Raw genomic sequence first — 26560 nt, 5'->3', positions numbered from 1 at the left:
TCCCAACTCACACAGGAGCATCCGCATGAAAACCGTGGGCGATAAACTCGAAGCTTTCACCGTTGTAGCCGCGAAGCCGGGCTTCAACAACCATGAAGAAAATGGCCAGTCGGCCTTCGAGACGGTCACCGAAGCGTCGTTCCCGGGCAAGTGGAAGGTCGTCTACTTCTACCCGAAGGACTTCACGTTCGTCTGCCCGACGGAAATCGTCGAATTCGCGAAGCTCACGAAGCAGTTCGAAGAGCGCGACGCCGTCCTGCTCGGCGGTAGCTCGGACAACGAATTCGTCAAGCTCGCATGGCGCCGTGAGCACAAGGATCTCGACAAGCTGAACCACTACTCGTTCGGCGACGTCAAGGGCGAGCTGATCGACCAGCTCGGCGTGCGCGACAAGGAAGCCGGCGTGGCGCTGCGCGCGACGTTCATCGTCGACCCGGACAACACGATCCAGCACGTGTCGGTGAACAACCTGAACGTCGGCCGCAGCCCGGAAGAAATCTTGCGCATTCTCGACGGTCTGCAAACGGACGAACTCTGCCCGTGCAACCGCGCGATCGGCGGCGCGACGCTGTAAGCGTTCGATGCACGAAAGCCCGCAGCGCTGCGTCATGCCTGCGGGCTTTTTTAACGGCCCAATCATAGGAGATATCAATGGAATTCATCGAATCGATTAAGGCTCAGATTCCCGACTACGCGAAGGACATTCGCCTGAACCTCGACGGTACGATCTCGCGCTCGTCGCTCGAAGGCGCCGACGCGGTCGGCGCGGCGCTCGCGGCGGCGTTCGCGGCGAAGAGCACCGTCCTCGTCAACGCGATCCGCGAAGCGGGCGTGCTGTCGCCCGAGGAAATCCACGCGGCGCTGACGGCAGCTGCGCTGATGGGGATGAACAACACCTGGTATCCGTATGTCGAGATGGCCGACGACGGCGACCTGAAGACGCAGCGCGCCGAGCTGCGGATGGGCGCGTATGCGTCGCACGGCGGCGTCGACAAGCGCAAGTTCGAGATGTACGCGCTCGCCGCGTCGATCGTCGGCAAGTGCCACTTCTGCGTGAAGTCGCACTACGCGCTCCTGAAGAACGAACAAGGGATGACCGTCACGCAGCTGCGCGACGTCGGCCGCATCGCGTCGGTGATCAACGCCGCCGCGCAGGTGATCGCCGCCGAAGGCAAGTGAATGCGATGACGGTGCGATGACGGCCGTCGCCGCAACAAAAAACGCCGCGCGCATCCGTCGCGTGGCGTTTTTGTTTGTGCTCGCGCACCAGGTCGGCGGCGCGGCAGGTGCGCGCCGGACCTCCGGGTCGGTCTTTTTTTCGGCGCTTTGCGTCCTTGCGCGCAACGTGGCTCGCCGCATGGCTTGCTTCGTCGCACGTCGGATTACATCGACCGCATGGTTTGAACCGCTTCGAACGCGCCAGGCGTCTACGCCTTTTCGAGCATCTGCGGCGATTCGCCGATTCGGTGATTTCCTTCGCGCCGATCGCTTCCCGGCGCCCCGCCAGCAGCGGGGCCTCGCGCCGCCGTTCAGGCCGCTCGAACCGCCCAAGCCGCCAGGCCGCCCAGCGGTCGATTATGCCGCCGCCTCGCGCACGACGAGCGCCGCCGCCTGCGCCTCGACGCCCTCGCCGCGTCCAAGGTAGCCGAGCTTCTCGTTGGTCTTCGCCTTCACGTTCACGCGATCGAGCGGCAAGCCGAGATCGGCCGCGATGTTCGCGCGCATCGCGTCGATGTGCGGCGCGAGCTTCGGCGCCTGCGCGATGACGGTGCTGTCGACGTTGCGGATCGAAAAGCCCGACTGCGCGACGCGCGCCGCGCATTCGCGCAGCAGCGCGCGGCTGTCGGCGCCCTTGAAGCGCGGATCGGTGTCGGAGAAATGACGGCCGATGTCGCCGAGCGCCGCCGCGCCGAAGAGCGCATCGGTGATCGCGTGCAGCAGCACGTCCGCGTCCGAGTGGCCGAGGAGCCCGCGCTCGTACGGGATCGTCACGCCGCCGATGATGAGCGGCCGCCCGGGAACGAGCTGATGCACGTCGTAGCCTTGTCCGATTCTGAAATCCATGTGATTCGATCCGAGTGTGATGCGATGATGAAAATACGGTTCAGGAAGCGCGCGCCGGATGCGCGAGGATCGCTTCCGCGAGGTCGAAATCCTCCGGATACGTGACCTTGAAGTTGCGCAGGCTGCCCTGCACGACGCGCGGCGCATGGCCCGCCCATTCGATCGCGCTCGCTTCGTCAGTCAGGTCGTGGCCGTCGAGCTGCGCGCGCTGGATCGCGTCGCGCAGCATCCCGATGCGGAACATCTGCGGCGTCTGCGCCTGCCAGAGGCCGGCGCGCGGCTCGGTGCGCTCGATCGCGTCGGTGCCCGCCGGCACGCGCTTCAACGTATCGGCGACCGGCAGCGCGACAATGCCGCCGACGGGATCGTCCTTCAGCGTGCCGATCAGCGTGCGGATCAGCGCAGGCGTGATGCCGGGGCGCGCGGCGTCGTGCACGAGCACCCAGTCGGCGTCCGTCGCGCCGAATTCGGCGAGCTGGATCAGCCCGTTCATCACCGACGCCTGCCGCGACGCGCCGCCGCAGCGCCGCACCGCGAAGCGCAGGCCGGCGAAGCGGCGCGCGTCGAAATGAGGATCGTCGGGCGAGATCACGACGAGCGTCTGCGCGAACTCGCTGCACGCGTCGAACGCGGCGAGCGTGTAGTGCAGCAGCGCGCGTCCGGCGAGCGTGCGGTATTGCTTCGGCAGCGCGGAGCCGGAACGGCTGCCGGTGCCGGCGCACGGAATCAGGGCGAATAGTCGGGAGGTCACGGGAAAAAACGCAGGAAAAGATGAAATCGAAGGACGGATTTTATAATACGTCTTTCGCCGTGATGAGCCGCGCCGAGCTCGTCCCCATCCGGCGTCCGCCAACCAGCCGCTCGTTATGTCAGACAACGCCTCCCCATCGCAGTCCCCCGTCGCGCTCGTCAAAGCGGGCCAGCGCTTCGCGTTCGACGGTGCGCACGGCTCCGCCGACGCGCTCGTCATCGCCCGCTACCTCGCCGTGCATCGCGCGCAGGTGCCGCTTCTCGCCGTGATCTGCGCGAACGCAGTCGACGCGCAGCGGCTCGCGCAAGAGCTCGGCTACTTCGCGCCCGACACGCGCGTGCGCGTGCTTCCCGACTGGGAGACGCTGCCGTACGACACGTTTTCGCCGCACCAGGATCTCGTGTCCGAGCGCCTCGCGACGCTGCACGACCTCGGCGAAGGCCGTTGCGACATCCTGCTCGTGCCCGCGACGACGGCGCTCTACCGGATGCCGCCCGCGTCGTTCATGGCCGCCTATACGTTCGCGTTCACGCAGGGCGAGCGGCTCGACGAGGCGAAGCTGAAGGCGCAGTTGACGCTCGCGGGCTACGAGCACGTGAGCCAGGTCGTGCGGCCCGGCGAATACTGCGTGCGCGGCTCGCTGATCGACCTGTACCCGATGGGCTCGCCGCTGCCGTACCGGATCGACCTGTTCGACGATCAGGTCGACTCGATCCGCGCGTTCGATCCGGACACGCAGCGAAGTCTCTACCCGGTGCGCGACGTGCGCCTCCTGCCCGGCCGCGAGTTCCCGTTCGACGAGGCCGCGCGCACCGCGTTCAGAAGCCGCTGGCGCGAGACGTTCGAAGGCGACCCGAGCCGCGCGCCGATCTACAAGGACATCGGCAACGGCGTGCCGTCGGCCGGGATCGAATACTATCTGCCGCTCTTCTTCGACGAGACGGCGACGCTCTTCCACTATCTGCCCGACGGCGCGCATCTCGTGTTCGCGGGCGATCTCGACGCGGCGATCAAGCGCTTCACGAACGACACGAAGCAGCGCTACGCGTTCCTGTCGCACGACCGCGAGCGGCCGATCCTCGAGCCGCAGCGCCTTTTCCTGTCCGACCAGGATTTCTACGCGTTCGCGAAGCCGTTCGCGCGCATCGCGCTGCCCGCGCAGCCGTCGGGCGGCTGGGCCGCTCCGCTGCCGAGCCTCGCGCTCGACCGTCACTCGGACGCGCCGCTCGCCGCGCTCGCCGCGTATCTCGACACGACGGAAAACCGCGTGCTCTTCACCGTCGAATCGGCAGGCCGCCGCGAGACGATCGCACAACTGTTCGCCGAGCACCGTCTGCGGCCCGCGGGCAGCGACAGCTTCGCCGCGTGGCTCGAAAGCGACGAACGCTTCGCGCTCGGCGTCGCGCCGCTCGCCAACGGCTTCGCGGTGCCGGGCGAAGGCTACGCGATCGTCACCGAGACCGAGCTGTACGGCGCGCTCGGCCGCCGCGCGGGGCGCCGCCGCCAAGAGCAAGCAAGCAACGTCGATGCGATGGTGCGCGACCTGTCCGAGCTGAAGGTCGGCGACCCGGTCGTTCATGCGCAGCACGGCATCGGCCGCTACATGGGCCTCGTGTCGATGGATCTCGGCGAAGGCGACACCGAGTTCCTGCATCTCGAATATGCGGGCGACAGCAAGCTGTACGTGCCCGTCGCGCAACTGCACGTGATCTCGCGCTACAGCGGCGCGGACCCGGACAGCGCGCCGCTGCACGCGCTCGGCTCCGGCCAGTGGGAGCGCGCGAAGCGCCGCGCCGCGCAGCAGATCCGCGACACCGCGGCCGAACTGCTGAACCTGTATGCGCGCCGCGCGGCCCGTGAGGGCCACGCATTCGCGCTCGAGCCGCGCGATTACGTGAAATTCGCCGAGAGCTTCGGCTTCGAGGAGACGCCCGACCAGGCCGCGGCGATCGCGGCCGTGATCGGCGACATGACGAGCGGCAAGCCGATGGACCGCCTCGTGTGCGGCGACGTCGGCTTCGGCAAGACCGAAGTCGCGCTGCGCGCAGCGTTCATCGCGGTGATGGGCGGCAAGCAGGTCGCGCTCCTGTCGCCGACCACGCTGCTCGCCGAGCAGCACACGCAGACCTTCATCGACCGCTTCGCCGACTGGCCGGTACGGGTCGCCGAGCTGTCGCGCTTCAAGTCGACGAAGGAAGTGAACGCGGCGATCGCGCAGATCAACGAAGGCAGCGTCGACATCGTGATCGGCACGCACAAGCTGCTGTCGTCGGACGTGCAGTTCAAGCGGCTCGGCCTCGTGATCATCGACGAGGAGCACCGCTTCGGCGTGCGCCAGAAGGAAACGCTGAAGGCACTGCGCGCGGAGGTCGACGTGCTGACGCTGACCGCGACGCCGATCCCGCGCACGCTCGGGATGGCGCTCGAGGGGCTGCGCGATTTCTCGGTGATCGCGACCGCGCCGCAGAAGCGGCTCGCGATCAAGACCTTCGTGCGGCGCGAGGAAGAAAGCGTGATCCGCGAGGCGATGCTGCGCGAGCTGAAGCGCGGCGGCCAGGTGTATTTCCTGCACAACGAGGTCGAGACGATCGAGAATCGTCAGGCGATGCTGGAGGCGCTCGTGCCCGAAGCGCGGATCGTGATCGCGCACGGCCAGATGCACGAGCGCGAGCTCGAACGCGTGATGCGCGATTTCGTCGCGCAGCGCGCGAACGTGCTGCTCTGCACGACGATCATCGAGACCGGCATCGACGTGCCGAGCGCGAACACGATCATCATGCACCGCGCGGACAAGTTCGGCCTCGCGCAGCTTCACCAGTTGCGCGGGCGCGTCGGCCGCTCGCATCACCAGGCATACGCGTACCTGCTCGTCCACGATCCGCAGGCGCTGACGAAACAGGCGCAGCGACGGCTCGAAGCGATCCAGCAGATGGAAGAGCTCGGCTCGGGCTTCTATCTCGCGATGCACGATCTCGAGATCCGCGGCACGGGCGAGGTGCTCGGCGACAAGCAGTCGGGCGAGATCCACGAGATCGGCTTCCAGCTCTACACCGAGATGCTGAACGACGCGGTGAAGGCGCTGAAGAACGGCAAGGAGCCCGACCTCACCGCGCCGCTCGCCGCGACGACCGAGATCAACCTGCACGCGCCCGCGATCCTGCCCGCCGACTATTGCGGCGACGTGCAGGAGCGGCTGTCGCTGTACAAGCGGCTCGCGAACTGCGAGCACGGCGATTCGATCGACGGCATCCAGGAGGAGCTGATCGACCGCTTCGGCAAGCTGCCGCCGCAGGCGCACGCGCTCGTCGAGACGCACCGGCTGCGGCTTGCCGCGAAGCCGCTCGGGATCGTGAAGATCGATGCGAGCGAGGCGGCGATCGGGCTGCAGTTCGTGCCGAATCCGCCGATCGATCCGATGCGCATTATCGACATGGTGCAGAAGCACCGGCACATCAAGCTCGCCGGCCAGGACAAGCTGCGGATCGAGACGCGCACGCCGGATCTCGCGGTGCGCGTGTCGACGGTCAAGGAAACGCTGCGCGCGCTCGGCCAGCCGACCCAGCCGCGCGCGCAGGCGGCCGCGCGCTAGCGGCCGAGGCGCGCCGGTCCGGCGGCGCTATTGCCGAGCGAAATCGACGGCGACGCCGTCGATCCACGCGCGCAGCTCGTCGATGCCGATCTCGCCGCCGCTGTCGACGAGCCGGCCGATCTCGTCCGCGTACGCGATCATCGCGCGCCGCGCGCTCGGCTGCGTCGCGGCCGACAGGAATTCGGCCTTCTCGATCGCCATGCCGCGCTCGAGCGGCAGCGAGCCGCCCTCGTAGATCGCCCGCTTGACCGCGCGAATCGAGTGGCTCGGCCGGCGCGCCATGCGCTCGGCAAGCGCCTCGGCCTCCGCGCGCAATTGCTCGCCCGGCACGACGCGGTTCACGAGCCCGAGCGCGAGCGCCTCGCGCGGCGACAGCAGCCGGCCGTCGAGGCAAAGCTCGATCGCGCGCGCGACGCCGACCGTGCGCGCGAGCATCTGCGTGCCGCCGCCGCCCGGCAGCAGCCCGATGTAGATTTCCGGCTGCCCAAGAACGTGGCCGCGGTCGGCGTCGCCGTCCGCCATCACGCGCAGGTCGCACGCCTGCACCATCTCGCAGCCGCCGCCCATCGCACGCCCGTTGACGGCCGCGACGAACACCTTGTCCATCGCGCGCATCTGCGCGGTCACCTCGTGGAACAGGTTCATCTGCGCGACGCCCGCCATCGGCGTACGCTCGACGCAACGGCGTGCGCCCGGCACGCGGCTCAACGCGGATTCGACGCGCATCGCGGCGTCCGTGACGGCGGCCGGCAGCGGCACCGCCATTCCCTCGGCGGCCGCCCTGATCTCGCCGACGTCGAAATGCGTGAGGAACGCATCGGGCACCGCGCTCGCGAGGATGACCGCGCCGACGCCTGCGTCGTGCTCGAGCCCGTCGAGCACGCCCTTCAGCTCGCGCATCATCGCGGTCGTCAGAAAATTGAACGGCGGATGATCGAACGTGATCGTCAATACGCGATCCTTGCGCTCGATACGCAGATATTTCATTTTTCTCTCCCTTTCCTGCCACGCGTCGATTGCGACGCGACCGGCCGCGCCCTTCCCGGCGCGCCGTCGCGAGCGCCGCGCGCCGCTGTTTCCCGCGGCGGACGCCGCGCCGGCCGCCGCGGCTCACGGCTCACGCACGTTCGCGTCATGCCCGGCCATATTAAGTTCCAATATAGAACTAAATCAAGCCTTTTCATCGATACGATGACGTCCCCGCCAATACGCAAACGTCGGCGGCGCGCAAGCGCCCACATCCGCGCAGGCGGACGACGCGCGATGCTGCGCCGCAAAGCGGCGTGTGAGCGCGCCCCCTGTCGTTTTTGAGTATGATCTTTGCATTCCTCTGCCTCCCTGCCGGAGTTCCGCCATGTCCGTTCTCGACGCAACGGCACCGTCCGCGTCCGCTTCCACGTCGTCCACCGAACCGCTCAGCCTGTCTTGGGTAAAAAGACTCGTGTCGATCGACACCACGAGCCGCGTGCCGAATCTCGGTCTCATCGAAATGGTCCGCGACACCCTCGCCGCGGCCGGCGTCGCGTCGACGCTCACGCACGACGCCCGCGACGGCTGGGCGAACTTGTTCGCCACCCTCCCCGCCCACGACGGCGCGACCGACGGCGGCATCGTGCTGTCGGGCCACACCGACGTCGTGCCGGTCGACGGCCAGCAGTGGGACAGCGATCCGTTCAAGCCGGAAGTCCGCGACGGCAAGCTCTACGGGCGCGGCACCTGCGACATGAAGGGTTTCATCGGCGCGGCGCTCGCGCTCCTGCCCGAGATGCAGGCGGCCAGGCTCGCGCAGCCGATCCATTTCGCGCTGTCGTTCGACGAAGAGATCGGCTGCGTCGGCGCGCCGCTGATGCTCGCCGACCTGAAGGCGCGCGGAATCGCGCCCGCCGGCTGCATCGTCGGCGAGCCGACCGGCATGCGCCCCGTGATCGCGCACAAGGGCATCAACGTCTACCGTTGCTGCGTGCGCGGCCACGCGGCGCATTCGTCGCTGACGCCGAAGGGCTTGAACGCGATCGAATACGCGGCGCGCCTCATCTGCCACATTCGCGATCTCGCCGACGAATTCCGCGCGCAGGGTCCGTTCGACGAGCGGTACGACGTGCCGTTCACGACCGCGCAAACGAGCCTCATCCAGGGCGGCAACGCGGTCAACACGGTGCCCGCCGAATGCCAGTTCTCGTTCGAGTTCCGCAACCTGCCGACGCTCGATCCCGACGCGATCTTCGCGCGCATCGACGCATACGCGCGCGACACGCTGCTGCCGCGGATGCGCCGCGAGCATCCGAACGCGGCGATCGAGTTCTCGAAGGTCGCCGCGGCGCCCGGCCTCGACGCGGCCGAGCAGGCGGCGATCACGCAGCTCGTGCGCTCGCTCACCGCCGATCAGGAGAAGCGCAAGGTCGCGTACGGCACCGAAGCGGGCCTGTTCCAGCGCGCGGGCATTCCGAGCGTCATCTGCGGGCCCGGCTACATCGAGCAGGCGCACAAGCCGAACGAGTTCGTCGAACTCGATCAGCTCGCGTCGTGCGAGCGCTTCTTGCGCAAGCTCGTGCACGGCATGACGCTCGCTTGATGCGGCGCGCCGCCGCGAGCTTCGTTCCGGCCGGGCGATCGGCCTCCGTCATCGATACGCGCACGCACATGCCGACTTCAACTCACCGCCCCGCTCACCTGACGATCAACGGCGAGCCGATTCCGACACTCGACGAGATCGCCGCGCAGCACTTCGCGCTCACGCCATGGCTGACGCGCACACCGGTGTTCGAGCGCGCCGATCTGCCGTCGCTCGACAACACGCACGTGAACTTCAAGTTCGAGCTTCTGCAGGCGAGCGGCAGCTTCAAGGCGCGCGGCGCGTTCACGAATCTGCTCGCGCTCGGCGAGGACAGGAAGAGCGCGGGCGTCACCTGCGTGTCGGCGGGCAACCATGCGGCGGCCGTCGCCTATGCGGCGATGCGGCTCGGCGCGAGCGCGAAGGTCGTGATGTTCGACACGGCGAGCCCGGCGCGCATCGCGCTGTGCCGCCAGTACCAAGCGGAAGTCGTGATGGCGTCGAGCCCCGCCGAGGCGTTCGAGATCGTGCGGCGAATCGAGGCCGAGGAAGGCCGCTTCTTCGTGCATCCGTTCAACGGCTATCACACGATCCTCGGCACCGCGACGCTCGGCTACGAATGGGCGACGCAAACGCCCGACCTCGACGCGGTGATCGTGCCGATCGGCGGCGGCGGCCTCGCGGCCGGCACGTCGACCGCGCTGCGGCTCGCGAATCCGCGCGTGCACGTGTACGGCGTCGAGCCCGAAGGCGCGGACGCGATGAGCCGCAGCTTCGCCGCGAATCACCCGATCCGGATGGGCGCGATGCACACCATCGCCGATTCGCTGATGGCGCCGCACACCGAGGAGTACAGCTACGAGCTGTGCCGCCGCCATGTCGACCGGATCGTCACGGTATCGGATGACGCGCTGCGTGCGGCGATGCTCTATTTGTTCACGCATCTGAAAGTGGCGGTCGAGCCTGCGTGCGCGGCCGCGACGGCCGCCCTCCTCGGGCCGCTGCGCGAGACGCTGCAAGGCAAGCGGGTCGGCGTGCTGCTGTCGGGGACCAACATCGATTCGACAGCGCTCGCCGCGCATCTCGAGCATGCGCGGCTGCATCGAACGCCGCGGCCGTGATGCCAGTTATCCCCAGTTCATGTTGAAGAGCATGTTGAAAAGCCGCGGACAAGCACGCTAACGCGTTGTTCGCGCGGCGTTTTCGGGAAGCGCCGCGAAATGCGTCGCCGGCCGGCCGGGCAGCCCGGCGATACGACGCGGTTATCCCCAGTTTTTGTTGAAAGGGCTGTTGATAAGCATGGGGCAGCCACGCTAACTGCTTGATCCGATTCGGATCGCCCGCCCCGGTGCAGCGCGTTGCACGATCGAGTCGCACCGGCTGCACGTCGCGCCGGGCGCCATGTTTTCCACAGATCGTGTTGACAGGCTTGTTGATAAGCGGCCGAACAACTGCGCAAGTGCTTGAGCGTGCAGCGCTTTGCACCGGCGCTCGCGTACGCGGCGTTGCGTGCGCGGCGCGCGGGCATCGAGCTTTGCGAGATCGCGCGGCGCACGCACGCGCACTCGCGGCTGGGCGGCTGCAAGGCCGGTCGACCACGATCATCGACGAGGATCATCCGATGCGTTCTTCGCGTTCGATTTGGATCGGCATCGCGCTCTGCGCGGCCATCGCGTCGCTGCCGGGATGCGCGAGCGCGCCGCCCTCGGCCGCAAGCGATCCGCTTTGCGCGCACGCGGGCGGCACGCGCGAATTGCAGGCGGACTTGCTATTCGGCCGCGACGTAGCAGGTCGCGGGCCCGTCACCGGCGCGGAGCGCGAGCGCTTCGTCGCCGACGTCGTCACGCCGCGCTTCCCTGACGGCCTCACGACATGGGATACGCATGGCCAATGGCGCAATCGCGCGACGGGCGACATCGCGCGCGAGGAAAGCTTCGTGATCCGTATCGTTGCCGCCGACTCGCCCGCGACGCTCGACAGTCTCGCCGCGATCCGGCGCGCTTACGTCGAGCGCTTCCATCAGCAATCGGTCGGGCTGGTGCTGGCTCGCGTGTGCGCATCGTTTTGAGCGTACCGAGCCGACGGCGCCGCACCGATCGCGTCGCTTCCGCCAGCGCGATCGATGCGGCTCGAAACGACTCAAAGCGACTCAAAGCGACCCGAAGCGACCCGAAGCGACCCGAAGCGACTCGAAGCGCCCCGAACGCACGGCCTCGCAGCGGCGCTGCATCGAGCGTGTCGCACGACGTGCGTCACCCGGGCACGTCGACCTGAAGCCGCATACGCGGCGGCGCCGGTTCGACGCTTCACGAAAGAAGGCCCGCGCGCGCCGCCCGCAAACGCGGCCGCGCGGCGCCGTCACCGAAGAAGCGGCCGATTCCCGATCGCGTCGACGAAAAAAACGGGCGCCGCCGGCGCCCGTCTTCATCGGGAGGTCAAGGCTTGTTGCCTTCGAACATGTCGATGATCTGCCGCTTCTCCTCCGGCGTCACCGGCGGCGGCGTCAGACCTGCCGCGCCAGCCGAGCCGAGCGCATCGTTCGCGTTCACGGTCGGGCTCGCGGCCGGGTTGAAGTCGACGTTCGCGACGAAGCCCGCGCCCGGCGTGCGGTCTGCGTAGTACAGCTCGCCGTCGATCGTCGTCAGCCCGTCCGGCATCGCCATCTGCTGCTCCGGCACGCCGGAAAGCGCGGTGCGCATGTAGTTCACCCAGATCGGCAGCGCGAGCTGCGCGCCGAATTCGCGGCTGCCCAAACTCTTCGGCTGGTCGAAGCCCATCCACGCGACCGCGACGAGAGATTGCTGATAACCGGCGAACCACCCGTCCTTCGCGTCGTTCGTCGTCCCGGTCTTGCCTTGCAGGTCGCCGCGCCCGAGTGCGTTCGTGCCCGCACCGGTGCCGGCCGTCGCGACCGTATGCAGCAGGCTGTTCATCACGTACGCGTTGCGCGGGTCGACCGTGCGCGTCGCGGTCGAGCCCGCGACGACGGGCTGCGACTTTTGCAGCGTCTGCCCGCGCGCGTCGTCGACCTCGGCGATCAGGTACGGGTCGACCTTGTAGCCGCCGTTCGCGAACACCGCGTAGCCGGACGCGAGCTGCAGCGGCGTGACGAGGCCCGCGCCGAGCGCCATCGGCAGATACGGCGGCGTCTTCGCGGGATCGAAGCCGAAGCGCTGCGTCACGTAGTCCTGCGCATACGACGTGCCGATCGACGCGAGGATCCGGATCGACACGAGGTTCTTCGAGCGCTGCAGCGCGGTGCGCATCGACATCGGACCATCCGGCTGATCGTCGTCCTTCGGCTCCCACGGCTGGCCGCCCGGCACGCTCGGCGGGAAGTATAGCGGCGCATCGTCGATGATCGTCGCGGGCCCGAGGCCCTTTTCGAGCGACGCCGAATAGATGAACGGCTTGAAGCTCGAGCCCGGCTGCCGCCACGCCTGCGTCACGTGGTTGAACTTGCTCTTGTTGAAGTCGAAGCCGCCGACGAGCGAGCGGATCGCGCCGTCCTGCGGCGCGATCGCGACGAGCGCGCCTTCGACCTGCGGCAGTTGCACGATCTGCCATGCGCCCTTCGCGTCCTTCATCGCGCGCACGATCGAGCCCGGCTTGATCTTCAGCGCGGCCGACGCGCGCGAGCTCAGCGCCCCCGCCGCGAAGCGCAGCCCGGCGCCGTTGATCGTCGTCGTCGCGCCGCCGACGAACTGCACCTCGACCACCGTCGGCGACGCGGCGAGCACGACGGCCGACTGGAGATCGCCGTTGTCCGGATGATCGGCGAGCGCGTCGTCGATCGCCTCGTCGCGTTCGTCGCCCGCGGGCGGCAGCGCGACGAAGCCTTCCGGGCCGCGATAGCCGTGGCGGCGCTCGTAGTCCATGATCCCGCGGCGCACCGCCTGGTACGCGGCTTCCTGGTCAGCCGCGTTGATCGTCGTCGTGACGGTCAGGCCGCGCGTGTAGGTTTCGTCCTTGTACTGCGCGTACATCATCTGCCGCACCATCTCGGCGACGTACTCGCCGTGCACCGCGTACTGATTGCCCGGCGTGCGCGTGTGGATCTCTTCCTTCACCGCCTGATCGTACTGCTGCTGCGTGATGTAGCCGATCTCGCGCATCCGCTTCAGGATGTATTCCTGGCGCACCTTCGCGCGCTTCGGATTGACGACCGGGTTGTATGCGGATGGCGCCTTCGGCAGGCCCGCGAGCATCGCCGCCTCGGCGAGCGTGATGTCCTTCAGGTCCTTGCCGAAGTACACGCGCGCGGCGGCCGCGAAGCCGTACGCGCGCTGGCCCAGATAGATCTGGTTCATGTACAGCTCGAGGATCTGGTCTTTCGTCAGCGCCTTCTCGATCTTGTAGGCGAGCAGCATTTCATAGATCTTGCGCGTGTACGTCTTCTCGCTCGACAGGAAGAAATTGCGCGCGACCTGCATCGTGATCGTGCTCGCGCCCTGCCGCGCGCCGCCGTGCAGGATGTCGGCGACGCCCGCGCGCAGGATGCCGAGGAAGTCGACGCCGCCGTGCTCGTAGAAGCGGTAGTCCTCGATCGCGAGCACCGCCTTCTTCATCACGTCGGGGATGTCCTGGAAACGCACGAGGCTGCGGCGCTCCTCGCCGAACTCGCCGAGCAGCACGTGGTCCGCGCTGTAGACGCGCAGCGGCACCTTCGGCTGATAGTTCGTGAGCGCGTCGAGCGACGGCAGCTGCGGCCCCATCACGACGAGCGCGTAGCCGACGATCAGCGCGCCGACAACGAGGAGCGTCGCGAACAGCCCGGCGAACCACAGCGCGACGCGCGAGCCGAACGTGCGCGAACCGCCGTCGCCGCCGCCCGTGCGGCGCTCCGCGCGGTCGTCGTCATCGTCATCGGTGTAGTAGGCGCCGGCGGGCGAACGTCGTAGCGAATAATGGTGCTCGTTCGTGGCGCGGGAGGAAGACGGTCGTTTGATAATAGGCATGTCGGATTGGCGGCGCACGAGGCGCGCCTCGAACGCATGCGAGGCGCGTGCGCGGAACGATAGACGTAGCGTCGTGGAGCGTATCACGTCGACGGATCCCGGCGCGCGTCGGTCCATACGGCGTCCGGTCCGCAGCGTGACAGCGCATTTTAATGAAATCGACGGGCGCCCTTCAGGATTTTTTGTAAAAAATCCTCGAATTCGTTGCGGCGCGCACCGTCGCGCGCCGCGAACGCTCCTATGATGAAGGCGGAACGCCGAGCGCCTTTCGCTTTCGTTTTGAAAGGCGCTCGCGCGAAAATATTGCGTTCGATGCACTGGAAATTTCCGTCGCCCGTCCGCATTTTCGGTTCCGGCCAGCGGCGTTCGCGCCGCCCATTGGAGCCCGCGTTTAAGCGGTGTTTAAGCGAACCGGTGGTGTAATATCCGCCGACGCCAACCGCCTCGCGCCGCTGCGAAGCCTCGCACGCGATGCGCGACGCGCGCATCGTTCATTACTTACGGAGGAATCCATGTCGCTTTTCGACTCTATTTCGCGCACGATCAAAGGTCTGCTGAACGACGCGGCGGACTCGGTGCAGGATCCGTCGCGCGACGCGCGGCAGATCGTGCGGGAGCTCGACGACAGCATCGGCCGCGCGGAAAACTCGCTGATCGAGATCGAAGCGCAGGTCGCGACGCAACGCAGCAAGCGCGACACCGCCGACGAGCGCGCGAAGAAGTACGAAGACGGCGCGAAGCGCGCGCTGCAATCGGGCGACGAAGGCCTCGCACGCGAAGCGCTCGCCGCGCAGGCGAACGCCGAGGCCGAGCGCGACGCGCTCGCACGCGAACTCGAGACGCTCGAGCCGTCGGTCGACAAGCTCAAAGGCCAGATCGCCGACATGCGCGGGCGCCGCAACGACCTGAACGCGCGCTCGAACATCCTGCAGGCGAAGCAGGAAATCGCGCAGGCGAAGGACGTCGCGGCCACCGCGCTCGGTGGGATCGGCGGCAAGAACCTGTCCGAGGACTTCCAGAAGCTCGAGGACAAGGTCGCGCTGTCGAACGCGCGCTCCGACGCGCGCCTGAATTCGGCCGACACGAACAGCGGCCGTGCGCTCGAAGACAAGCTCGCCGCGCTGAACAAGGGCCCGTCCGTCGAGGACCGCCTCGAAGCGCTGAAAAAGCAACTGAACACGCCGGCGCAGTAACGGCGGCACGTCGCCCGCCGGCGCTTCGCGACGCGGCGGCGGTGCGCATCGAACGCGCCCGCCGCCGCGCGCGAAAATCCGCAAGGAGACGGGCCGAGCGCCCGAACCGATCATGAAAAAGTTTCTCGCAGCCGTCGGATTGTCGCTGATCCTCGCGTCGGCCGCCGCCAGCGCGGCGGTGCCGTCGCTGCAGCAAATCCAGCAATCGATCGCGCAAGGCAACTGGCAACGCGCCGACGCGCAGCTCTCGCAAGTGATCGACGCGTATCCGGACAACGCGCGCGCCCGCTATCTGTACGGCCAGGTGCTCGACCGCGAAGGCCGCTCCACCGAGGCGCTCGCGCAGATCGAACGCGCGAAGTCGCTCGATCCTCAGTTGCGCTTCACCGATCCGTCGCGCTTCGCGCAAACGGAAGCGCGCGTGCGCGCCGATGCGCGCCGCGTGGCCGCGCAGTCGCCGCGGTCGGCGACGTCGGGCGGCATGCTCGTTGCACCGCAGACGCAAGCGCAGGCGCAGTCGCAGTTCGCCGCGGCGCCCGCCGCGCCCGTGCATCGCGGACCGTCGACGGGCATGTGGATCGGCATCGCGGTGCTGATCGGCGCGATCGCACTCGTGCTGCGCTGGACGCTGCGCCGCGCGCGCTCGACGGACGACAAGCGCGCCGATGAAGAGCGCCGCGCGCAATTGAAGCGCGCGACCGACGTCCTCAACGACGTGCGCCCGCTCAAGCTCGACGCCCGGCTGTCGACGGCGCCCGGCGCCACCGCGCTCAACGGCGAGATCGAAGCGCTCGAAGCGCAGGCGCGCGAGCTCGTCGAGACGTTGTCGAACGGCAAGAATCCGGCGCCGCCGTACCGACTCGAAGAATTGGAGAAACAATTCGCGAGCCTGAAGGCGCGCGTCGAAGGCCGCCCCGATCCGAACGCGACCGCGGCGGGCGCGCCCGGCAACTCGGGCTCGGTATTTGCTCAGGAGGCCGATCGACTGACGGGCGCGCCAGGCCAGCCGCCCTACTCGCCGTATCCGCCGCAACCGCAGCAGCCGCCCGTCGTGATCCAGCAGGGCGGCGGTTTCGGCGGCGGCATGGGCGGCCTGCTGACGGGCGTGCTGCTCGGCCAGGCGATGTCGCACGGCCGCGACCGAGTGATCGAGCGCGATGTGATCGTCGACGACGAAGGGCGGCGCCGCGCGGCCGATCCGGGCGTCGACTTCGGCCAGGGAAACAGTTGGGACAGCGGCGGCTCCGACGGCGGCGGCGTCGATCTCGGCAGCAGTGGCGACGATTGGAGCAACAACGGTTGACGATGCACCGTTAGAACGACGAAATGGGCCGGAAACGGCCCATTTTCTTATCGATTCCCTTTGTTAAGATTTCTCAGATGAACTACCGATAAAGGATCGGGTTCGTTATGATGACGGCCATCAACGTGCCGTAACGAATCGTTGCGCTGCGCCCCATTTCATTTTCGACAGGAGCAAACCGCCCATGAGCATCATCCAGGAATTCAAGGAATTCGCCGTCAAGGGCAACGTCATGGATCTCGCCATCGGCGTGATCATCGGCGGAGCGTTTTCGAAGATCGTCGACTCGGTGGTGAAAGACCTCATCATGCCCGTCATCGGCGTGCTGACGGGCGGCCTGGATTTCTCGAACAAGTTCGTGCTGCTCGGGCAGATTCCGCCGTCGTTCAAGGGCAATCCGGAATCATTCAAGGATCTGCAGGCGGCGGGCGTCGCCGCGTTCGGCTACGGCTCGTTCATCACCGTGCTGATCAACTTCGTCATCCTTGCGTTCATCATCTTCCTGATGGTCAAGTTCATCAACAAGCTGCGCAAGCCGGCCGAGGCCGCCCCCGCCGCGACGCCGGAAGACGTGCTGCTGCTGCGCGAGATCCGCGATTCGCTGAAGCAGCGCTGAACGCATGCAACGCACGATCGCAACCAAGCCCGCTTTGCGCGGGCTTTTTTTTTGGTCGTCCGGATGATCTCGGGCGCCACGCGCGATGCGGCGCCGCGCGCGGGGGCAGAGAATACCCGAATCATTTTTTTGCGACGTTCGGTCGCACGCGCGGCGCTACCGGGTCTATCATGGAAACTCAACGACAGTGCAGGCGCAAAAGCGCTGGCTTTGGCGATCGTAGGCTCTCACCCGGTTCGGTCGACGCACGGCAATGTGGCATCGGCGAACTTCGTGAAGCCGGCATTTTCGTATGCTATAAAAGATCGACATGCGGCGCGCATAGCCGGGAGTGGGTCGCATGAGGATGCCGCATTTCTTGCAATTGTTTTTGAGGCGAGTGTTTATGTCCTTCCCGAAAAAACGCCGACGCACGCAACCGGACGGCCAGGAATCGTTCCTCGCGGTGCTGCGCCATGCGAAGCCGTTCGCTCAGCTCGACACGAAGATCGCGCGCGCCCGTGCGCAGGACGAGCCCGTGCTCTACGCGCACGTGCTGCCCGGCCTCGACGTCCTGCTCTGCAGCGTACGCGGCGCGCAACCGCCGTATCCCGCGATCGCCGAACTGCGCAAGCGCTGCATCGAATCGATCGCCAACGCGCTCGAGCAGCCGCTCGACGGACTCGAGAACGGCGGCTACTGGTACGAAGCGAACGGATTCGGCTTCCTCGTGTTCGCGAGTCGCGCCCGCGCGCGCATTCTGCCCGAATTTGGTGCGGGCGTGAAAGCCGGGCTGCGAAGCGGAATCGGACAGCCGAACGCCGGCGACACGACGCCTCGCTCGCTGTAGTCATCGCCACATGACACGGGCCGTTTGAAACGGCCCGTTTCTTCATCGGGACGCCGCCTCGCGATCGTGCGGCGGGGTATGTTGTCGACGTGCGCGTGTCGCTTGCGCGTCGGCTACTCGCTCCGTCTCGTCCGCGGACGCACGATGTCGATGAACGCCGCGAAATCGGCTTGCGCGAGCCCCATCGCCGCACCGAGTCGCAGCACTTGCTGCACCGTCGCCGCGACGGGCATCACCGCACCCGCGTCGCGCGCCGCGTCGGCAATCGCATCGACATCCTTCTGGAACGTCTTCAGCGCGCCGATCGGCGGATGGCCGCCGCTCGTCATCCTCGGCACGAACGTCTGCAGCAGCACCGAATCCGCCCAGCCGCCCGCGAGCGCTTCGGCGAGGCGCGCCGCGTCGATGCCGCTCGCCTGCGCGAGCCCCACCGCCTCCGCGATCGCGGTGACGGTCGCCGTCACGATCGCCTGATTGCACAGCTTCGCCGTCTGCCCCGCGCCCGCGTCGCCGAGATGCGTGACGCGCGACGCATACGCGCCGATCAGCTCGCGCACCGCGTCGACGTCCGCGAGCGGGCCGCCCGCCATCACCGCGAGCGTGCCCGCTTCCGCGCCCGGCACGCCGCCCGATACCGGCGCGTCGACCCAGCTCACGCCGAGCGCCGCCGCACGCGCCGCATACGCGCGCGTCGCCGCGGGCGGAATGCTCGAATGATCGACGATACGCCGCACGCGGCGCGTGGCGGCATCGCCCGCGAGCACGCCAAACGCGCCGAACACGACGTCGCCGACCGCAGGCGCGTCGAGCACGCAAAGCACCACCGTCTCCGCACACGCGGCAAGCTCGACCGGCGTATCGACAACCTGCGCGCCGTGTCCGGCGAGCGCGTCGGCCTTCTCGCGCGTGCGGTTCCATACGTGCACCCGATGGCCGGCCAACAGCAAATGCCGAATCATCGGCGCGCCCATCAAGCCCGGTCCGCAAAATCCCACGTCCACGTCTTCCCCTTTCCTCTCGTTCGAATACCGATTGAAGTTGCCGCCCATCATACCTATCACTCAGGAAGGCATGCGCGAGAACGACAGATGCGCGCACCGCGGCTGGACCGAACGTCGAACGCTTCATTGGAGAACGTCATGAACGACCACGTCTACAAACTGATCGAGCTCACCGGCTCGTCACGCCAATCGAGCGACGACGCGATCCGCAACGCGATCACAAAGGCCGCGAAGACCGTGCGCAATCTGCACTGGTTCGAAGTGACCGACATGCGCGGACACATCGAAGGCGACCAGGTGATTCACTGGCAAGTGACGCTCAAGGTCGGACTGCGCATCGAAGACTGAACGGCTACGCCGGGTGCGGCGTCGAACGGTCGTTTGGAACGCTCGCACCGTGCGCACGGACGGCGCATCGCAAACGCGCGACGCGCGTCGAGCGCGCTTTTGCCGCTTTCATGCGGCGCGTGCTCGGCGAGCCGCTTGCGTTGGGCGTCATGCGTTCGGCTCGTCTGCCGGCCGGCGTCGCGGAGAAGCGTGACGCGCGAGCGCGATTCGCTCGTTCGACGTGTTCGACGTGTTCGACGTCGTGCCGATCATCGAGGTCGGCGGCAATTCGAGAACGCCTCTGTCGGCAATCCGCAACCGGCAGTCGGCAGTCGGCAGTCGGCAGTCGCCGGCGGGCGGCGGGCGCCCCAGACAAGGCGCACGCCACGCGCGAAGCGCATCGCGCGACGTGCCCGACTCTTCGTCGTCCTTTCGGCGTCCTTCACGCCCCGTCACGCCGTCCCTTTTTTCGCTGTCTTCGTCGCCCGCCTTCATCGCCTTTACGCGCCAAGGCCGCAAGCACACCGCCCGCCGCGCGCAACGTTCGCGCCCCGCCGATCACGCACGCCGCGCGAAGCGATTCGAAAAAGCCGCGCTTGACGCTCCTTTATGTCCATATTAAAAACCATATACCCCCATCCCCAATCGATCAGCCTACACATATAAATGGAGAGAGCATGAGCCAGCAACGCGAGGCGATCGACACGTATCTTTTGCGCGTCCTGCATACCTTATTGATGGAGCGCAGCGTGACGCGCACGGCCGTCAAACTGAACCAGTCGCAGCCGGCGATCAGCGCCGCGCTGCGCCGCCTGCGCGACATCACGGGCGACCCGCTCCTCGTGCGCGGCAAGTCCGGCATGGTGCCGACCGAGTACGGCCTGCGCCTCCTCGAGCCCGTGCAGAACGCGTTGCGCGAGATCGAGCGGATCAAGTTTCAGCAGCACAATTTCGATCCGGCGACGTCGATTCGCTGCTACCGGATCGGCTGCCCCGACTATCTGAACGTGCTGTTCGTGCCAACCGTCGTCGAACGCTTCCGGCAGGCCGCGCCGAACGCGACGCTCGAATTCCATTCGCTCGGCCCCGCGTTCGACTACGAACTCGCGCTCGAGGACGGCAAGCTCGACATCGTCGTCGGCAACTGGCCGGAGCCGCCCGAGCAACTGCACCTGTCGAACCTGTTCGTCGACGAGATCGTCTGCCTGATGAGCAACACGCATCCGTTCGCGAAGCGCGGCGGTCTCACGCTCGACCAGTACCTGAATGCGCCTCATCTCGCGCCGACGCCGTACTCGGTCGGCCAGCGCGGCGCGATCGACGTTCATCTCGCGCGCGAGCGCCTGAAGCGCCACGTCGTCGTCACGCTGCCGTACTTCAATCTCGCGCCGTACGTGCTCGTGAAGTCGGATCTGATCTTCACGACGACGCGGCTCTTCGCCGATCACTACGCGAAGTTCCTGCCGTTGTCGGTCGTGCCCGCGCCACTCGACTTCCCGCCGATGCAGTACTACCAGCTCTGGCACGAGCGCTGTCATTACTCGGACGAAGTGCGCTGGCTGCGCGGACTCGTCGCCGAGGCGACCCGCACGCTGATCGACATGTGAGCGCGCAGGCTGCGCGATCCGCGGCGCAAGCGGCGCGCATCGCGCAATCGACGGCGAAGTCGTTTGCGCAGCGCGCCGTCGATTGCTCAGCCGAATGCGCTGCCGACTGTGCGGCCGAATGTGCGGCAGATTGCGCCGTCGATTGCACTGTCGATTGCGCACCCGAGGAGCGGCAGAATACGCCGCTCAGCGTGCGGCTTCATAGAGTGTGCGCGCAAGCGCGTTGTGCCGCGCGACGAGCGGCTCGATCTCGAGCGTCGTCAAGCGCCCTTCCCGCACGACGACGCGCCCGTTGACGACGCTGTACGCCGCCTGCGACGGCGCGCAGAACACGAGCGCCGCGACGGGATCATGCAACGCGCCCGCAAACTGCGTCGCGCGCAAGTCGAACGCGACGAAATCCGCCGCCATGCCGGGCGCAAGCGCGCCGATATCATCGCGGTTCAGCACGCGCGCGCCGCCCAGCGTCGCGATCTCGAGCGCATCGCGCGCCGTCATCGCATCGGCCCCGAAGCCGACGCGCTGCAGCAACAGCGCCTGCCTCACCTCGGCGACCATCTGCGCGCCGTCGTTCGACGCGGAGCCGTCGACGCCGAGTCCGACCGGCACGCCCGCGACACGCATCCGTTGCACGGGCGCGATGCCGGACGCAAGTCGCATGTTCGAGCACGGGCAATGCGCGACGCCCGTGCCGGTGCGCGCGAAGAGCGCGATGCCCGGCTCGTCGAGCTGCACGCAGTGCGCATGCCACACGTCGCGCCCGACCCAGCCGAGATCCTCCGCGTATTCGGCGGGCGTCATCCCGAACTTCTCGCGGCTGTACGCGACGTCGTTGACGTTCTCAGCGAGATGCGTGTGCAGCGACACGCCATACTCGCGCGCGAGCGCCGCCGCATCGCGCATCAGCCCACGGCTCACCGAGAACGGCGAGCACGGCGCAACGACGACGCGCAACATCGCGTAGCGGCCGTCGTCGTGATAGGCCTCGATGACGCGCTGCGTGTCGCGCAGGATGTCCGGCTCCCGCTCGACGACCGAGTCGGGCGGCAGCCCGCCGTCGCGCTGGCCGACGCTCATGCTGCCGCGGCTCGCGTGAAAGCGCATGCCGATGCGCCGCGCGGCCGCGATGCTGTCGTCGAGCCGGCTGCCGTTCGGATAGATGTACAGATGATCGCTCGACGTCGTGCAGCCGGACAGCAGCAGCTCGGCCATCGCGGTCAATGCCGACACCTCGATCATCTCCGGCGTCAGGTGCGCCCAGATCCGATACAGGCTCGTGAGCCAGCCGAACAGCTCGGCGTTCTGCGCGGCGGGAATCGCGCGCGTGAGGCTCTGGTACATGTGGTGGTGCGTGTTGACGAGCCCTGGGATCACGAGATGGCCGCGCAGGTCGAGCACCTCGTCCGCGTGCGCGGGCAACTCGGCGCTCGGCCCGACCGCGACGATCCGGTTGTCTTCGACGTAAAGGCCCGCGTCGCGCAGCTCGCGGCGCGCGCCGTCCATCGTCACGAGCACGTCGGCGTGCTCGACGAGCAGCGTCTTCGGACGGGTCGGGGTAAGGGATTGTGCGCCGTCGCGCACGCTCGGGTGTCGTTCCATCGTCGTTCGATCTCCGTATCGTTCCGCCGTCGAGGCGGTGCGTCCTGCTCGAACGCGACGCGCGGCACGCACCGCGCCGCCGCGTCCGTTCGAACGCCCTGGCCCGGTTACCCGGCGTACCCGCCGTCTTCGGGGTGCGCGGCCGCCGCGATCCTCGTCGGACCGCCGGGCGCCTGCGCACCAGCCGAGCATCGCGCAACGCGGCGCGCGGCGCAAGCGGGCCGCGCGCATGTCCGTCTTCACGCAGCCAATATGTTCGTCTACCCTCGATCACGGGACCACGCAAAGACGCGCCGTATCGTCCGAGCGCCGTCCGCGCTCGCTCCGGCGCGCATGGACGCGCCGTCATGCGGCGCGCATTATCTTCGTTATCGCTCACGGTTTCCTGTCCGAACCTTTTTACAATGGCTGCACGGCGCTCGCTTCGATCCGCCGACGGGTATGTAGCCACTGACGTGGAGCCTCGATCCGCCATAGCCTCATCGGATCGAGCCGCCGCCGATCCTCGCAACTACACAAGGACATTGCGAATGGGAAAGCTCACTACCCACGTACTCGACACCGCGCACGGCCGTCCGGGCGCCGCGATCAAGATCGAACTCCATACGCTTTCGGGCAACGGATACCGCCTGCTGAAGACCGTGCTCACCAATGACGACGGCCGTTGCGATGCGCCGCTCCTCGAAGGCGACGCGCTCACGGCCGGCACCTACGAACTCGTGTTCCACGCGGGCGACTACTTCGCCGCGCAGGGCGTCGCGCTGCCCGAGCCGCGCTTCGTCGATCTCGTCGTGCTGCGCTTCGGCATCGCCGATCCCGCCGCGCACTATCACGTGCCGCTTCTCGTGTCGCCGTGGTCGTACAGCACCTATCGCGGCAGCTGACCACGTATCGCTGCCCACATACGACAACGATCGACTCAGGAGACGTTTCATGGAAGGCTTCATCACCGACTGGCTGAATCTCGCGATCCGCTGGCTGCACGTCGTCGCCGCGATCGCATGGATCGGCGAGTCGTTCTACTTCGTCGCGCTCGACAACAGCCTGAAGCCGCCGAAGGACGCGCAGCTGAAAGCGCGCGGCGTGTTCGGCGAGCTATGGCACGTGCACGGCGGCGGCTTCTACAACATGCAGAAATATCTCGTCGCGCCGCCCGAGATGCCGGAAGACCTGCACTGGTCGAAATGGCCGTCTTACACGACGTGGATGTCCGGCTTCGGCCTCTTCTTCGTGCTGTACCTGCTCGCACCGAACACGTATCTGATCGACAGGAACGTGCTCGACATGGGCCCCGTCGTCGCGGTCTCGGCCGCGCTCGGCTTCCTGCTCGCGGGCTGGATCGTCTACGACTCCGCGTGCCGCCTGCTCGGCAACCGCGACGAGCTGCTCGGCGTGTTCGTCGGCGTCTACGTGGTCGCGGCCGCGTATCTCGCGTGCCACGTGTTCTCGGGCCGCGCCGCGTATCTGATCGTCGGCGCGATGCTCGCGACGATCATGACGGCCAACGTGTTCTTCGTGATCATCCCCGGCCAGCGCAAGATGGTCGACAAGCTGCTCAAGGGCGAAACGCCCGATCCGATCTACGGCAAGCGCGGCAAGCAGCGCTCCGTGCACAACACGTACTTCACGCTGCCCGTCGTGTTCGCGATGCTGTCGAACCACTACGCGATGACGTATGCGAACCAGTACAACTGGATCGTGCTCGTCATCATCATGCTCGCGGGCGCGCTGATTCGTCAGTTCTTCGTGATGCGCCATCGCGGCCAGCAGCTCTGGTTTCTGCCGCTCGGCGGCGTCGCGCTGATGGTGGTCGCGCTCGTCGCGACGATGCCGAAGCCGATCGCGCCCGAGGCGCACGCCGCGAATGCGCCGAAGGTGGCGATCAAGGACATCGCGCCGATCCTGCAGCAGCGCTGCGTCGCGTGCCACTCGGCAAAGCCGACGCTGATGGGCAGCGCGCCCGCCGGCGTGATGTTCGACACGTCCGACGAGATCGCGCAAAACGCGCCGCGGATCTATCAGCAGGCGGTGCAGCTGAAGGCGATGCCGATCGGCAATGTCACGCACATGACCGACGGCGAGCGCATGCGGATCGCCGCATGGTTCGAGAGCGGCGCGATGAAATAGACGTGTGAAGACGTTTGACGGAGCACTGGATCGTGCCGGCCGCCTGACGGTTCGGCAGTTCCGTGGTTCGGACCAACGATCGCCATGCTTTTCAGGCTCGTTTTGCGAGCCTGTTTTTTTGACGGGCATCCCTCTTTTCGAACCGGAACCGCGTCGATGCGGCGCGATGTTGAAGCGATCGCGCTCCGATCGTTCAGTGCAAACCGTCCGGCAAGCTCGGACCGTTTCCGCGCGATCGCGACCCGCTTGGGTCATGCACGAATTCGAATCCTCAACGTTGAGCGCCGTTCCACGCTTGCGCCGCGCTCAATCGCGCGCGGCGGCAAGCGCTTCCCGTTGCAGTGCGACGAGCGCGCGCTCGCCGTCTTCGAGCGGCACGAAGATGTGATCGTGATGCGCGGCGGAAGCCCGATGCAAACGATGTGACGCAACGTACTGCACATCGCATCGCGCCGCATCGGCGACTCCGCGCCACGCATCGCGACGCGCAGCCTCAAGCCGACACCAAGCGCAGCGCATCCTCCGTCAGCCACAGCGACTCTGGCAGCCGCTGCTCGTTCAGATTGAGCCCGTCGCCGCCGCGATCGACGACGATGAAATCGCTGACGCCCTGAAGCGCGATGAGCGGATGGTGCCAGACGCCCTTCGCGTAGTTGACGCCTTGCCAGCCGCGCGTGACGAACGCGCGGATCTTCGCCGGATCGAGCTCGCCCGCGGGCGCGACGACGACGAGATACGGCGCGTCGGCGAGCGGCACGAACGCCTGGCTGCCGAGCGGATGCCGCTCGAGCATCGTCACCTCGAACGGCAGCGTGCGCGGCTGTCCGCGAAACAGGTTCACGAGCGGCCGCCCGCGTTCATCGGCCACGTCGACGCGCGCGAGATCGTGAAAGCGCATCGTCGTGCCGAGGTTGATCGGGATCTGCTTCGCGCCGTCCGTCTCGATGACGTCGCCGAACGGCGCGAATGCGGCGCGGGTCAACGGTTCGATCGCGAGCGTCTTCATTGGTCGAGCGTGCCCCACACGCGCAGGCGCGACACGCCGCCATCCGGAACGATGTTCAGGCGCACGTGCGTGACGGGCCCGAGCGCGGCGAGCTCCGTTTCGAAATAGTGCTGCTTGTCCATCTGCAGCTTCTGCTCGCCGAGCAGCACCGGCCAGAACATCGCCTGCGTGACGAGCGAGCTGTCGGTGCCGCCCGTCACGTATGCGGCCTGGATCGAGCAGCGATCCGGATAATTGCCCTTGAAGTGCGCGGTGTCGATTTCGATCTTGCGGATCACGCCCGGCTGCGCGAGCGCGATGATCGCCCAGTCGTTGCCCGGCTCGCGGCGACGGCGCGTCTCCCAGCCGTCGCCCATGTTCACGCCGCGGCCCGGCAAAAGCAGGCTCGACGCGAGGCCGAAGTGCTGGTTGTTCGCCGCGACGACGTAGCCGCCGTTCTCCATCGCCGCGAGATCGAACCGCTCGGACTTGCTCGCGCCTGCCCAATCGAGCTGCGGCTGGCCGTACACGCGCAGCCGCGCGATGCCGCCGTCCGGATAGATGTTCACGCGCAGATGCGTGTACGCGTTCGCATCGCGCGCTTCGACGTAGTGATGGCTGTTGCCCTGCAGCGTCGTCGACGGGACGACGTCGACCCACTTGGTCGCTTCGTTCGGCGCGCCTTCGGAAACGTGCGCGGCTTCGATCGACGCGGCGGGCGGGAAATTGCCGGTGAAGTGGCTCGTGTCGATGTCGAAGCCCTTGATCACGCCGGGACGCGCGAGCTTCACGATGCACCAGTCGTAGCCTGTCGTACGCTTGCGGCGCGTCTCCCAGCCGTCCATCCATTTGCCGTGATCGTCGTACTTGCCCGGAATGAAGACGGCCGGCTCCGGATTCAGCATGCGCTCCTTCGGCGCGAAGAAATCGTCGCTCGCCTCGAGCGCCTGCGCACCGAGACGCGGATCGGCCAGATTCACGTAGCGCCGCGTGAACTCGGGTGCGTTCGGATCGGAAAGCGGAAGTGCCATCGTATTGTCCTTGTCGTGAAGCGTGATGC

At 67.2% G+C, this 26560-nt stretch carries 25 protein-coding genes; 16 read left to right on the top strand and 9 right to left on the bottom strand.

Going from position 1 to position 26560, the window contains the following annotated elements:
* The first annotated feature begins 25 nt into the window (after positions 1–25).
* Together WS69_RS09610 and WS69_RS09605 are read left to right on the top strand one after the other, a co-directional pair.
* Positions 26–574, top strand: coding sequence for a peroxiredoxin (locus WS69_RS09610; protein ID WP_059470549.1), 549 nt, complete (start codon positions 26–28; stop codon positions 572–574).
* 77 nt (positions 575–651) lie between these two features.
* The gene (locus tag WS69_RS09605) at positions 652–1179 is read left to right on the top strand and encodes a carboxymuconolactone decarboxylase family protein (protein WP_059470548.1); all 528 of its coding nucleotides are present in this window, start codon (positions 652–654) and stop codon (positions 1177–1179) included.
* Positions 1180–1575: 396 nt separating this feature from the next.
* Here the strand turns inward: WS69_RS09605 and ispF are convergent, their stop codons facing one another.
* Positions 1576–2064: a 2-C-methyl-D-erythritol 2,4-cyclodiphosphate synthase gene (ispF, locus tag WS69_RS09600; protein WP_059470547.1), complete on the bottom strand. Its 489-nt coding sequence runs from the start codon at positions 2062–2064 to the stop codon at positions 1576–1578.
* A gap of 40 nt (positions 2065–2104) precedes the next feature.
* Positions 2105–2815: a 2-C-methyl-D-erythritol 4-phosphate cytidylyltransferase gene (ispD, locus tag WS69_RS09595; protein WP_059470546.1), complete on the bottom strand. Its 711-nt coding sequence runs from the start codon at positions 2813–2815 to the stop codon at positions 2105–2107.
* Positions 2816–2930: 115 nt separating this feature from the next.
* Between ispD and mfd the strand changes: the two genes are divergently transcribed.
* A complete protein-coding gene (mfd, locus tag WS69_RS09590) occupies positions 2931–6404 on the top strand; it encodes a transcription-repair coupling factor (RefSeq protein WP_059470545.1) in 3474 nt (1157 codons plus the stop codon).
* Between the two features lie 27 nt (positions 6405–6431).
* Here mfd and WS69_RS09585 read toward each other — a convergent pair whose 3' ends face one another.
* Positions 6432–7391: an enoyl-CoA hydratase/isomerase family protein gene (locus tag WS69_RS09585; RefSeq protein ID WP_059470544.1), complete on the bottom strand. Its 960-nt coding sequence runs from the start codon at positions 7389–7391 to the stop codon at positions 6432–6434.
* Positions 7392–7758: 367 nt separating this feature from the next.
* Here WS69_RS09585 and argE point away from each other — a divergent pair, with 367 nt between their 5' ends.
* From argE to WS69_RS09570, 3 genes are all read left to right on the top strand, one after another.
* Entirely contained in the window at positions 7759–8976 is a 1218-nt protein-coding gene (gene argE / locus WS69_RS09580) for an acetylornithine deacetylase (protein WP_059470543.1), read from the top strand.
* A 68-nt stretch (positions 8977–9044) separates the two neighbouring features.
* Positions 9045–10076 (top strand): threonine/serine dehydratase, encoded by a 1032-nt coding sequence (locus WS69_RS09575; RefSeq protein WP_059470560.1) that lies wholly within the window; start codon positions 9045–9047, stop codon positions 10074–10076.
* A gap of 500 nt (positions 10077–10576) precedes the next feature.
* Positions 10577–11023: a DUF3574 domain-containing protein gene (locus tag WS69_RS09570; protein WP_059470559.1), complete on the top strand. Its 447-nt coding sequence runs from the start codon at positions 10577–10579 to the stop codon at positions 11021–11023.
* A 367-nt stretch (positions 11024–11390) separates the two neighbouring features.
* Here the strand turns inward: WS69_RS09570 and WS69_RS09565 are convergent, their stop codons facing one another.
* Positions 11391–13913 carry a penicillin-binding protein 1A gene (locus WS69_RS09565; RefSeq protein ID WP_059470558.1) on the bottom strand — a complete coding sequence of 841 codons (2523 nt, stop codon included), beginning with the start codon at positions 13911–13913 and terminating at the stop codon, positions 11391–11393.
* A 149-nt stretch (positions 13914–14062) separates the two neighbouring features.
* Positions 14063–14401 (bottom strand): hypothetical protein, encoded by a 339-nt coding sequence (locus WS69_RS34060; protein ID WP_197419233.1) that lies wholly within the window; start codon positions 14399–14401, stop codon positions 14063–14065.
* A 24-nt stretch (positions 14402–14425) separates the two neighbouring features.
* Between WS69_RS34060 and WS69_RS09560 the strand changes: the two genes are divergently transcribed.
* The 4 genes from WS69_RS09560 (at position 14426) to WS69_RS09545 (ending at position 17854) form a co-directional block, all read left to right on the top strand.
* Complete coding sequence (locus WS69_RS09560; RefSeq protein WP_059470542.1) at positions 14426–15106, top strand: PspA/IM30 family protein; 681 nt, start codon at positions 14426–14428, stop codon at positions 15104–15106.
* A 112-nt stretch (positions 15107–15218) separates the two neighbouring features.
* Positions 15219–16409: a tetratricopeptide repeat protein gene (locus WS69_RS09555; protein ID WP_059470541.1), complete on the top strand. Its 1191-nt coding sequence runs from the start codon at positions 15219–15221 to the stop codon at positions 16407–16409.
* Between the two features lie 184 nt (positions 16410–16593).
* The gene (mscL, locus tag WS69_RS09550) at positions 16594–17025 is read left to right on the top strand and encodes a large conductance mechanosensitive channel protein MscL (RefSeq protein WP_059470540.1); all 432 of its coding nucleotides are present in this window, start codon (positions 16594–16596) and stop codon (positions 17023–17025) included.
* 385 nt (positions 17026–17410) lie between these two features.
* Positions 17411–17854 carry a hypothetical protein gene (locus tag WS69_RS09545; protein ID WP_059470539.1) on the top strand — a complete coding sequence of 148 codons (444 nt, stop codon included), beginning with the start codon at positions 17411–17413 and terminating at the stop codon, positions 17852–17854.
* A gap of 113 nt (positions 17855–17967) precedes the next feature.
* Here the strand turns inward: WS69_RS09545 and WS69_RS09540 are convergent, their stop codons facing one another.
* Positions 17968–18906: an NAD(P)-dependent oxidoreductase gene (locus WS69_RS09540; RefSeq protein ID WP_059470538.1), complete on the bottom strand. Its 939-nt coding sequence runs from the start codon at positions 18904–18906 to the stop codon at positions 17968–17970.
* 87 nt (positions 18907–18993) lie between these two features.
* Here WS69_RS09540 and WS69_RS09535 point away from each other — a divergent pair, with 87 nt between their 5' ends.
* The 3 genes from WS69_RS09535 (at position 18994) to WS69_RS09525 (ending at position 20789) form a co-directional block, all read left to right on the top strand.
* The gene (locus WS69_RS09535; RefSeq protein WP_059470537.1) at positions 18994–19203 is read left to right on the top strand and encodes a dodecin; all 210 of its coding nucleotides are present in this window, start codon (positions 18994–18996) and stop codon (positions 19201–19203) included.
* Between the two features lie 220 nt (positions 19204–19423).
* Entirely contained in the window at positions 19424–19804 is a 381-nt protein-coding gene (locus tag WS69_RS33170; protein ID WP_156438043.1) for a hypothetical protein, read from the top strand.
* 55 nt (positions 19805–19859) lie between these two features.
* Complete coding sequence (locus tag WS69_RS09525) at positions 19860–20789, top strand: LysR substrate-binding domain-containing protein (protein WP_059470535.1); 930 nt, start codon at positions 19860–19862, stop codon at positions 20787–20789.
* A 186-nt stretch (positions 20790–20975) separates the two neighbouring features.
* Here WS69_RS09525 and WS69_RS09520 read toward each other — a convergent pair whose 3' ends face one another.
* Positions 20976–22388 (bottom strand): 8-oxoguanine deaminase, encoded by a 1413-nt coding sequence (locus WS69_RS09520; RefSeq protein ID WP_059470534.1) that lies wholly within the window; start codon positions 22386–22388, stop codon positions 20976–20978.
* A 530-nt stretch (positions 22389–22918) separates the two neighbouring features.
* On the opposite strand from WS69_RS09520, the gene uraH reads away from it, so the two are divergent.
* The 3 genes from uraH to WS69_RS35640 all read left to right on the top strand — a co-directional run bounded on the left by uraH (position 22919) and on the right by WS69_RS35640 (position 24941).
* On the top strand, positions 22919–23272 hold the full coding sequence (gene uraH, locus WS69_RS09515; protein ID WP_059470533.1) for a hydroxyisourate hydrolase: 354 nt from the start codon (positions 22919–22921) through the stop codon (positions 23270–23272).
* A gap of 49 nt (positions 23273–23321) precedes the next feature.
* Complete coding sequence (locus tag WS69_RS09510) at positions 23322–24515, top strand: urate hydroxylase PuuD (protein ID WP_059470532.1); 1194 nt, start codon at positions 23322–23324, stop codon at positions 24513–24515.
* An 84-nt stretch (positions 24516–24599) separates the two neighbouring features.
* Positions 24600–24941 (top strand): hypothetical protein, encoded by a 342-nt coding sequence (locus tag WS69_RS35640; protein WP_156438039.1) that lies wholly within the window; start codon positions 24600–24602, stop codon positions 24939–24941.
* Between the two features lie 67 nt (positions 24942–25008).
* Here WS69_RS35640 and WS69_RS09500 read toward each other — a convergent pair whose 3' ends face one another.
* Entirely contained in the window at positions 25009–25521 is a 513-nt protein-coding gene (locus tag WS69_RS09500; RefSeq protein ID WP_059470530.1) for an ureidoglycolate lyase, read from the bottom strand.
* The gene (alc, locus tag WS69_RS09495; RefSeq protein WP_059470529.1) at positions 25518–26531 is read right to left on the bottom strand and encodes an allantoicase; all 1014 of its coding nucleotides are present in this window, start codon (positions 26529–26531) and stop codon (positions 25518–25520) included. Before alc ends, WS69_RS09500 begins: the two co-directional genes overlap by 4 nt.
* Positions 26532–26560: the final 29 nt, after the last annotated feature.

Source organism: Burkholderia sp. BDU5 (genome assembly GCF_001522845.1).
Taxonomy (GTDB): Bacteria; Pseudomonadota; Gammaproteobacteria; order Burkholderiales; family Burkholderiaceae; genus Burkholderia; species Burkholderia mayonis.
This window is presented reverse-complemented; position numbering and strand designations above follow the sequence as displayed.

Bases quoted from the DNA above. Each gene is read 5' to 3' on its own strand.
- WS69_RS09610 (WP_059470549.1), top strand. From the start codon at position 26: ATGAAAACCGTGGGCGATAAACTCGAAGCTTTCACCGTTGTAGCCGCG.
- WS69_RS09605 (WP_059470548.1), top strand. From the start codon at position 652: ATGGAATTCATCGAATCGATTAAGGCTCAGATTCCCGACTACGCGAAG.
- ispF (WP_059470547.1), bottom strand. From the start codon at position 2,064: ATGGATTTCAGAATCGGACAAGGCTACGACGTGCATCAGCTCGTTCCC.
- mfd (WP_059470545.1), top strand. From the start codon at position 2,931: ATGTCAGACAACGCCTCCCCATCGCAGTCCCCCGTCGCGCTCGTCAAA.
- WS69_RS09585 (WP_059470544.1), bottom strand. From the start codon at position 7,391: ATGAAATATCTGCGTATCGAGCGCAAGGATCGCGTATTGACGATCACG.
- argE (WP_059470543.1), top strand. From the start codon at position 7,759: ATGTCCGTTCTCGACGCAACGGCACCGTCCGCGTCCGCTTCCACGTCG.
- WS69_RS09575 (WP_059470560.1), top strand. From the start codon at position 9,045: ATGCCGACTTCAACTCACCGCCCCGCTCACCTGACGATCAACGGCGAG.
- WS69_RS09570 (WP_059470559.1), top strand. From the start codon at position 10,577: ATGCGTTCTTCGCGTTCGATTTGGATCGGCATCGCGCTCTGCGCGGCC.
- WS69_RS09565 (WP_059470558.1), bottom strand. From the start codon at position 13,913: ATGCCTATTATCAAACGACCGTCTTCCTCCCGCGCCACGAACGAGCAC.
- WS69_RS34060 (WP_197419233.1), bottom strand. From the start codon at position 14,401: ATGCGCGCGTCGCGCATCGCGTGCGAGGCTTCGCAGCGGCGCGAGGCG.
- WS69_RS09560 (WP_059470542.1), top strand. From the start codon at position 14,426: ATGTCGCTTTTCGACTCTATTTCGCGCACGATCAAAGGTCTGCTGAAC.
- WS69_RS09555 (WP_059470541.1), top strand. From the start codon at position 15,219: ATGAAAAAGTTTCTCGCAGCCGTCGGATTGTCGCTGATCCTCGCGTCG.
- mscL (WP_059470540.1), top strand. From the start codon at position 16,594: ATGAGCATCATCCAGGAATTCAAGGAATTCGCCGTCAAGGGCAACGTC.
- WS69_RS09545 (WP_059470539.1), top strand. From the start codon at position 17,411: ATGTCCTTCCCGAAAAAACGCCGACGCACGCAACCGGACGGCCAGGAA.
- WS69_RS09540 (WP_059470538.1), bottom strand. From the start codon at position 18,906: ATGATGGGCGGCAACTTCAATCGGTATTCGAACGAGAGGAAAGGGGAA.
- WS69_RS09535 (WP_059470537.1), top strand. From the start codon at position 18,994: ATGAACGACCACGTCTACAAACTGATCGAGCTCACCGGCTCGTCACGC.
- WS69_RS09525 (WP_059470535.1), top strand. From the start codon at position 19,860: ATGAGCCAGCAACGCGAGGCGATCGACACGTATCTTTTGCGCGTCCTG.
- WS69_RS09520 (WP_059470534.1), bottom strand. From the start codon at position 22,388: ATGGAACGACACCCGAGCGTGCGCGACGGCGCACAATCCCTTACCCCG.
- uraH (WP_059470533.1), top strand. From the start codon at position 22,919: ATGGGAAAGCTCACTACCCACGTACTCGACACCGCGCACGGCCGTCCG.
- WS69_RS09510 (WP_059470532.1), top strand. From the start codon at position 23,322: ATGGAAGGCTTCATCACCGACTGGCTGAATCTCGCGATCCGCTGGCTG.
- WS69_RS35640 (WP_156438039.1), top strand. From the start codon at position 24,600: ATGCTTTTCAGGCTCGTTTTGCGAGCCTGTTTTTTTGACGGGCATCCC.
- WS69_RS09500 (WP_059470530.1), bottom strand. From the start codon at position 25,521: ATGAAGACGCTCGCGATCGAACCGTTGACCCGCGCCGCATTCGCGCCG.
- alc (WP_059470529.1), bottom strand. From the start codon at position 26,531: ATGGCACTTCCGCTTTCCGATCCGAACGCACCCGAGTTCACGCGGCGC.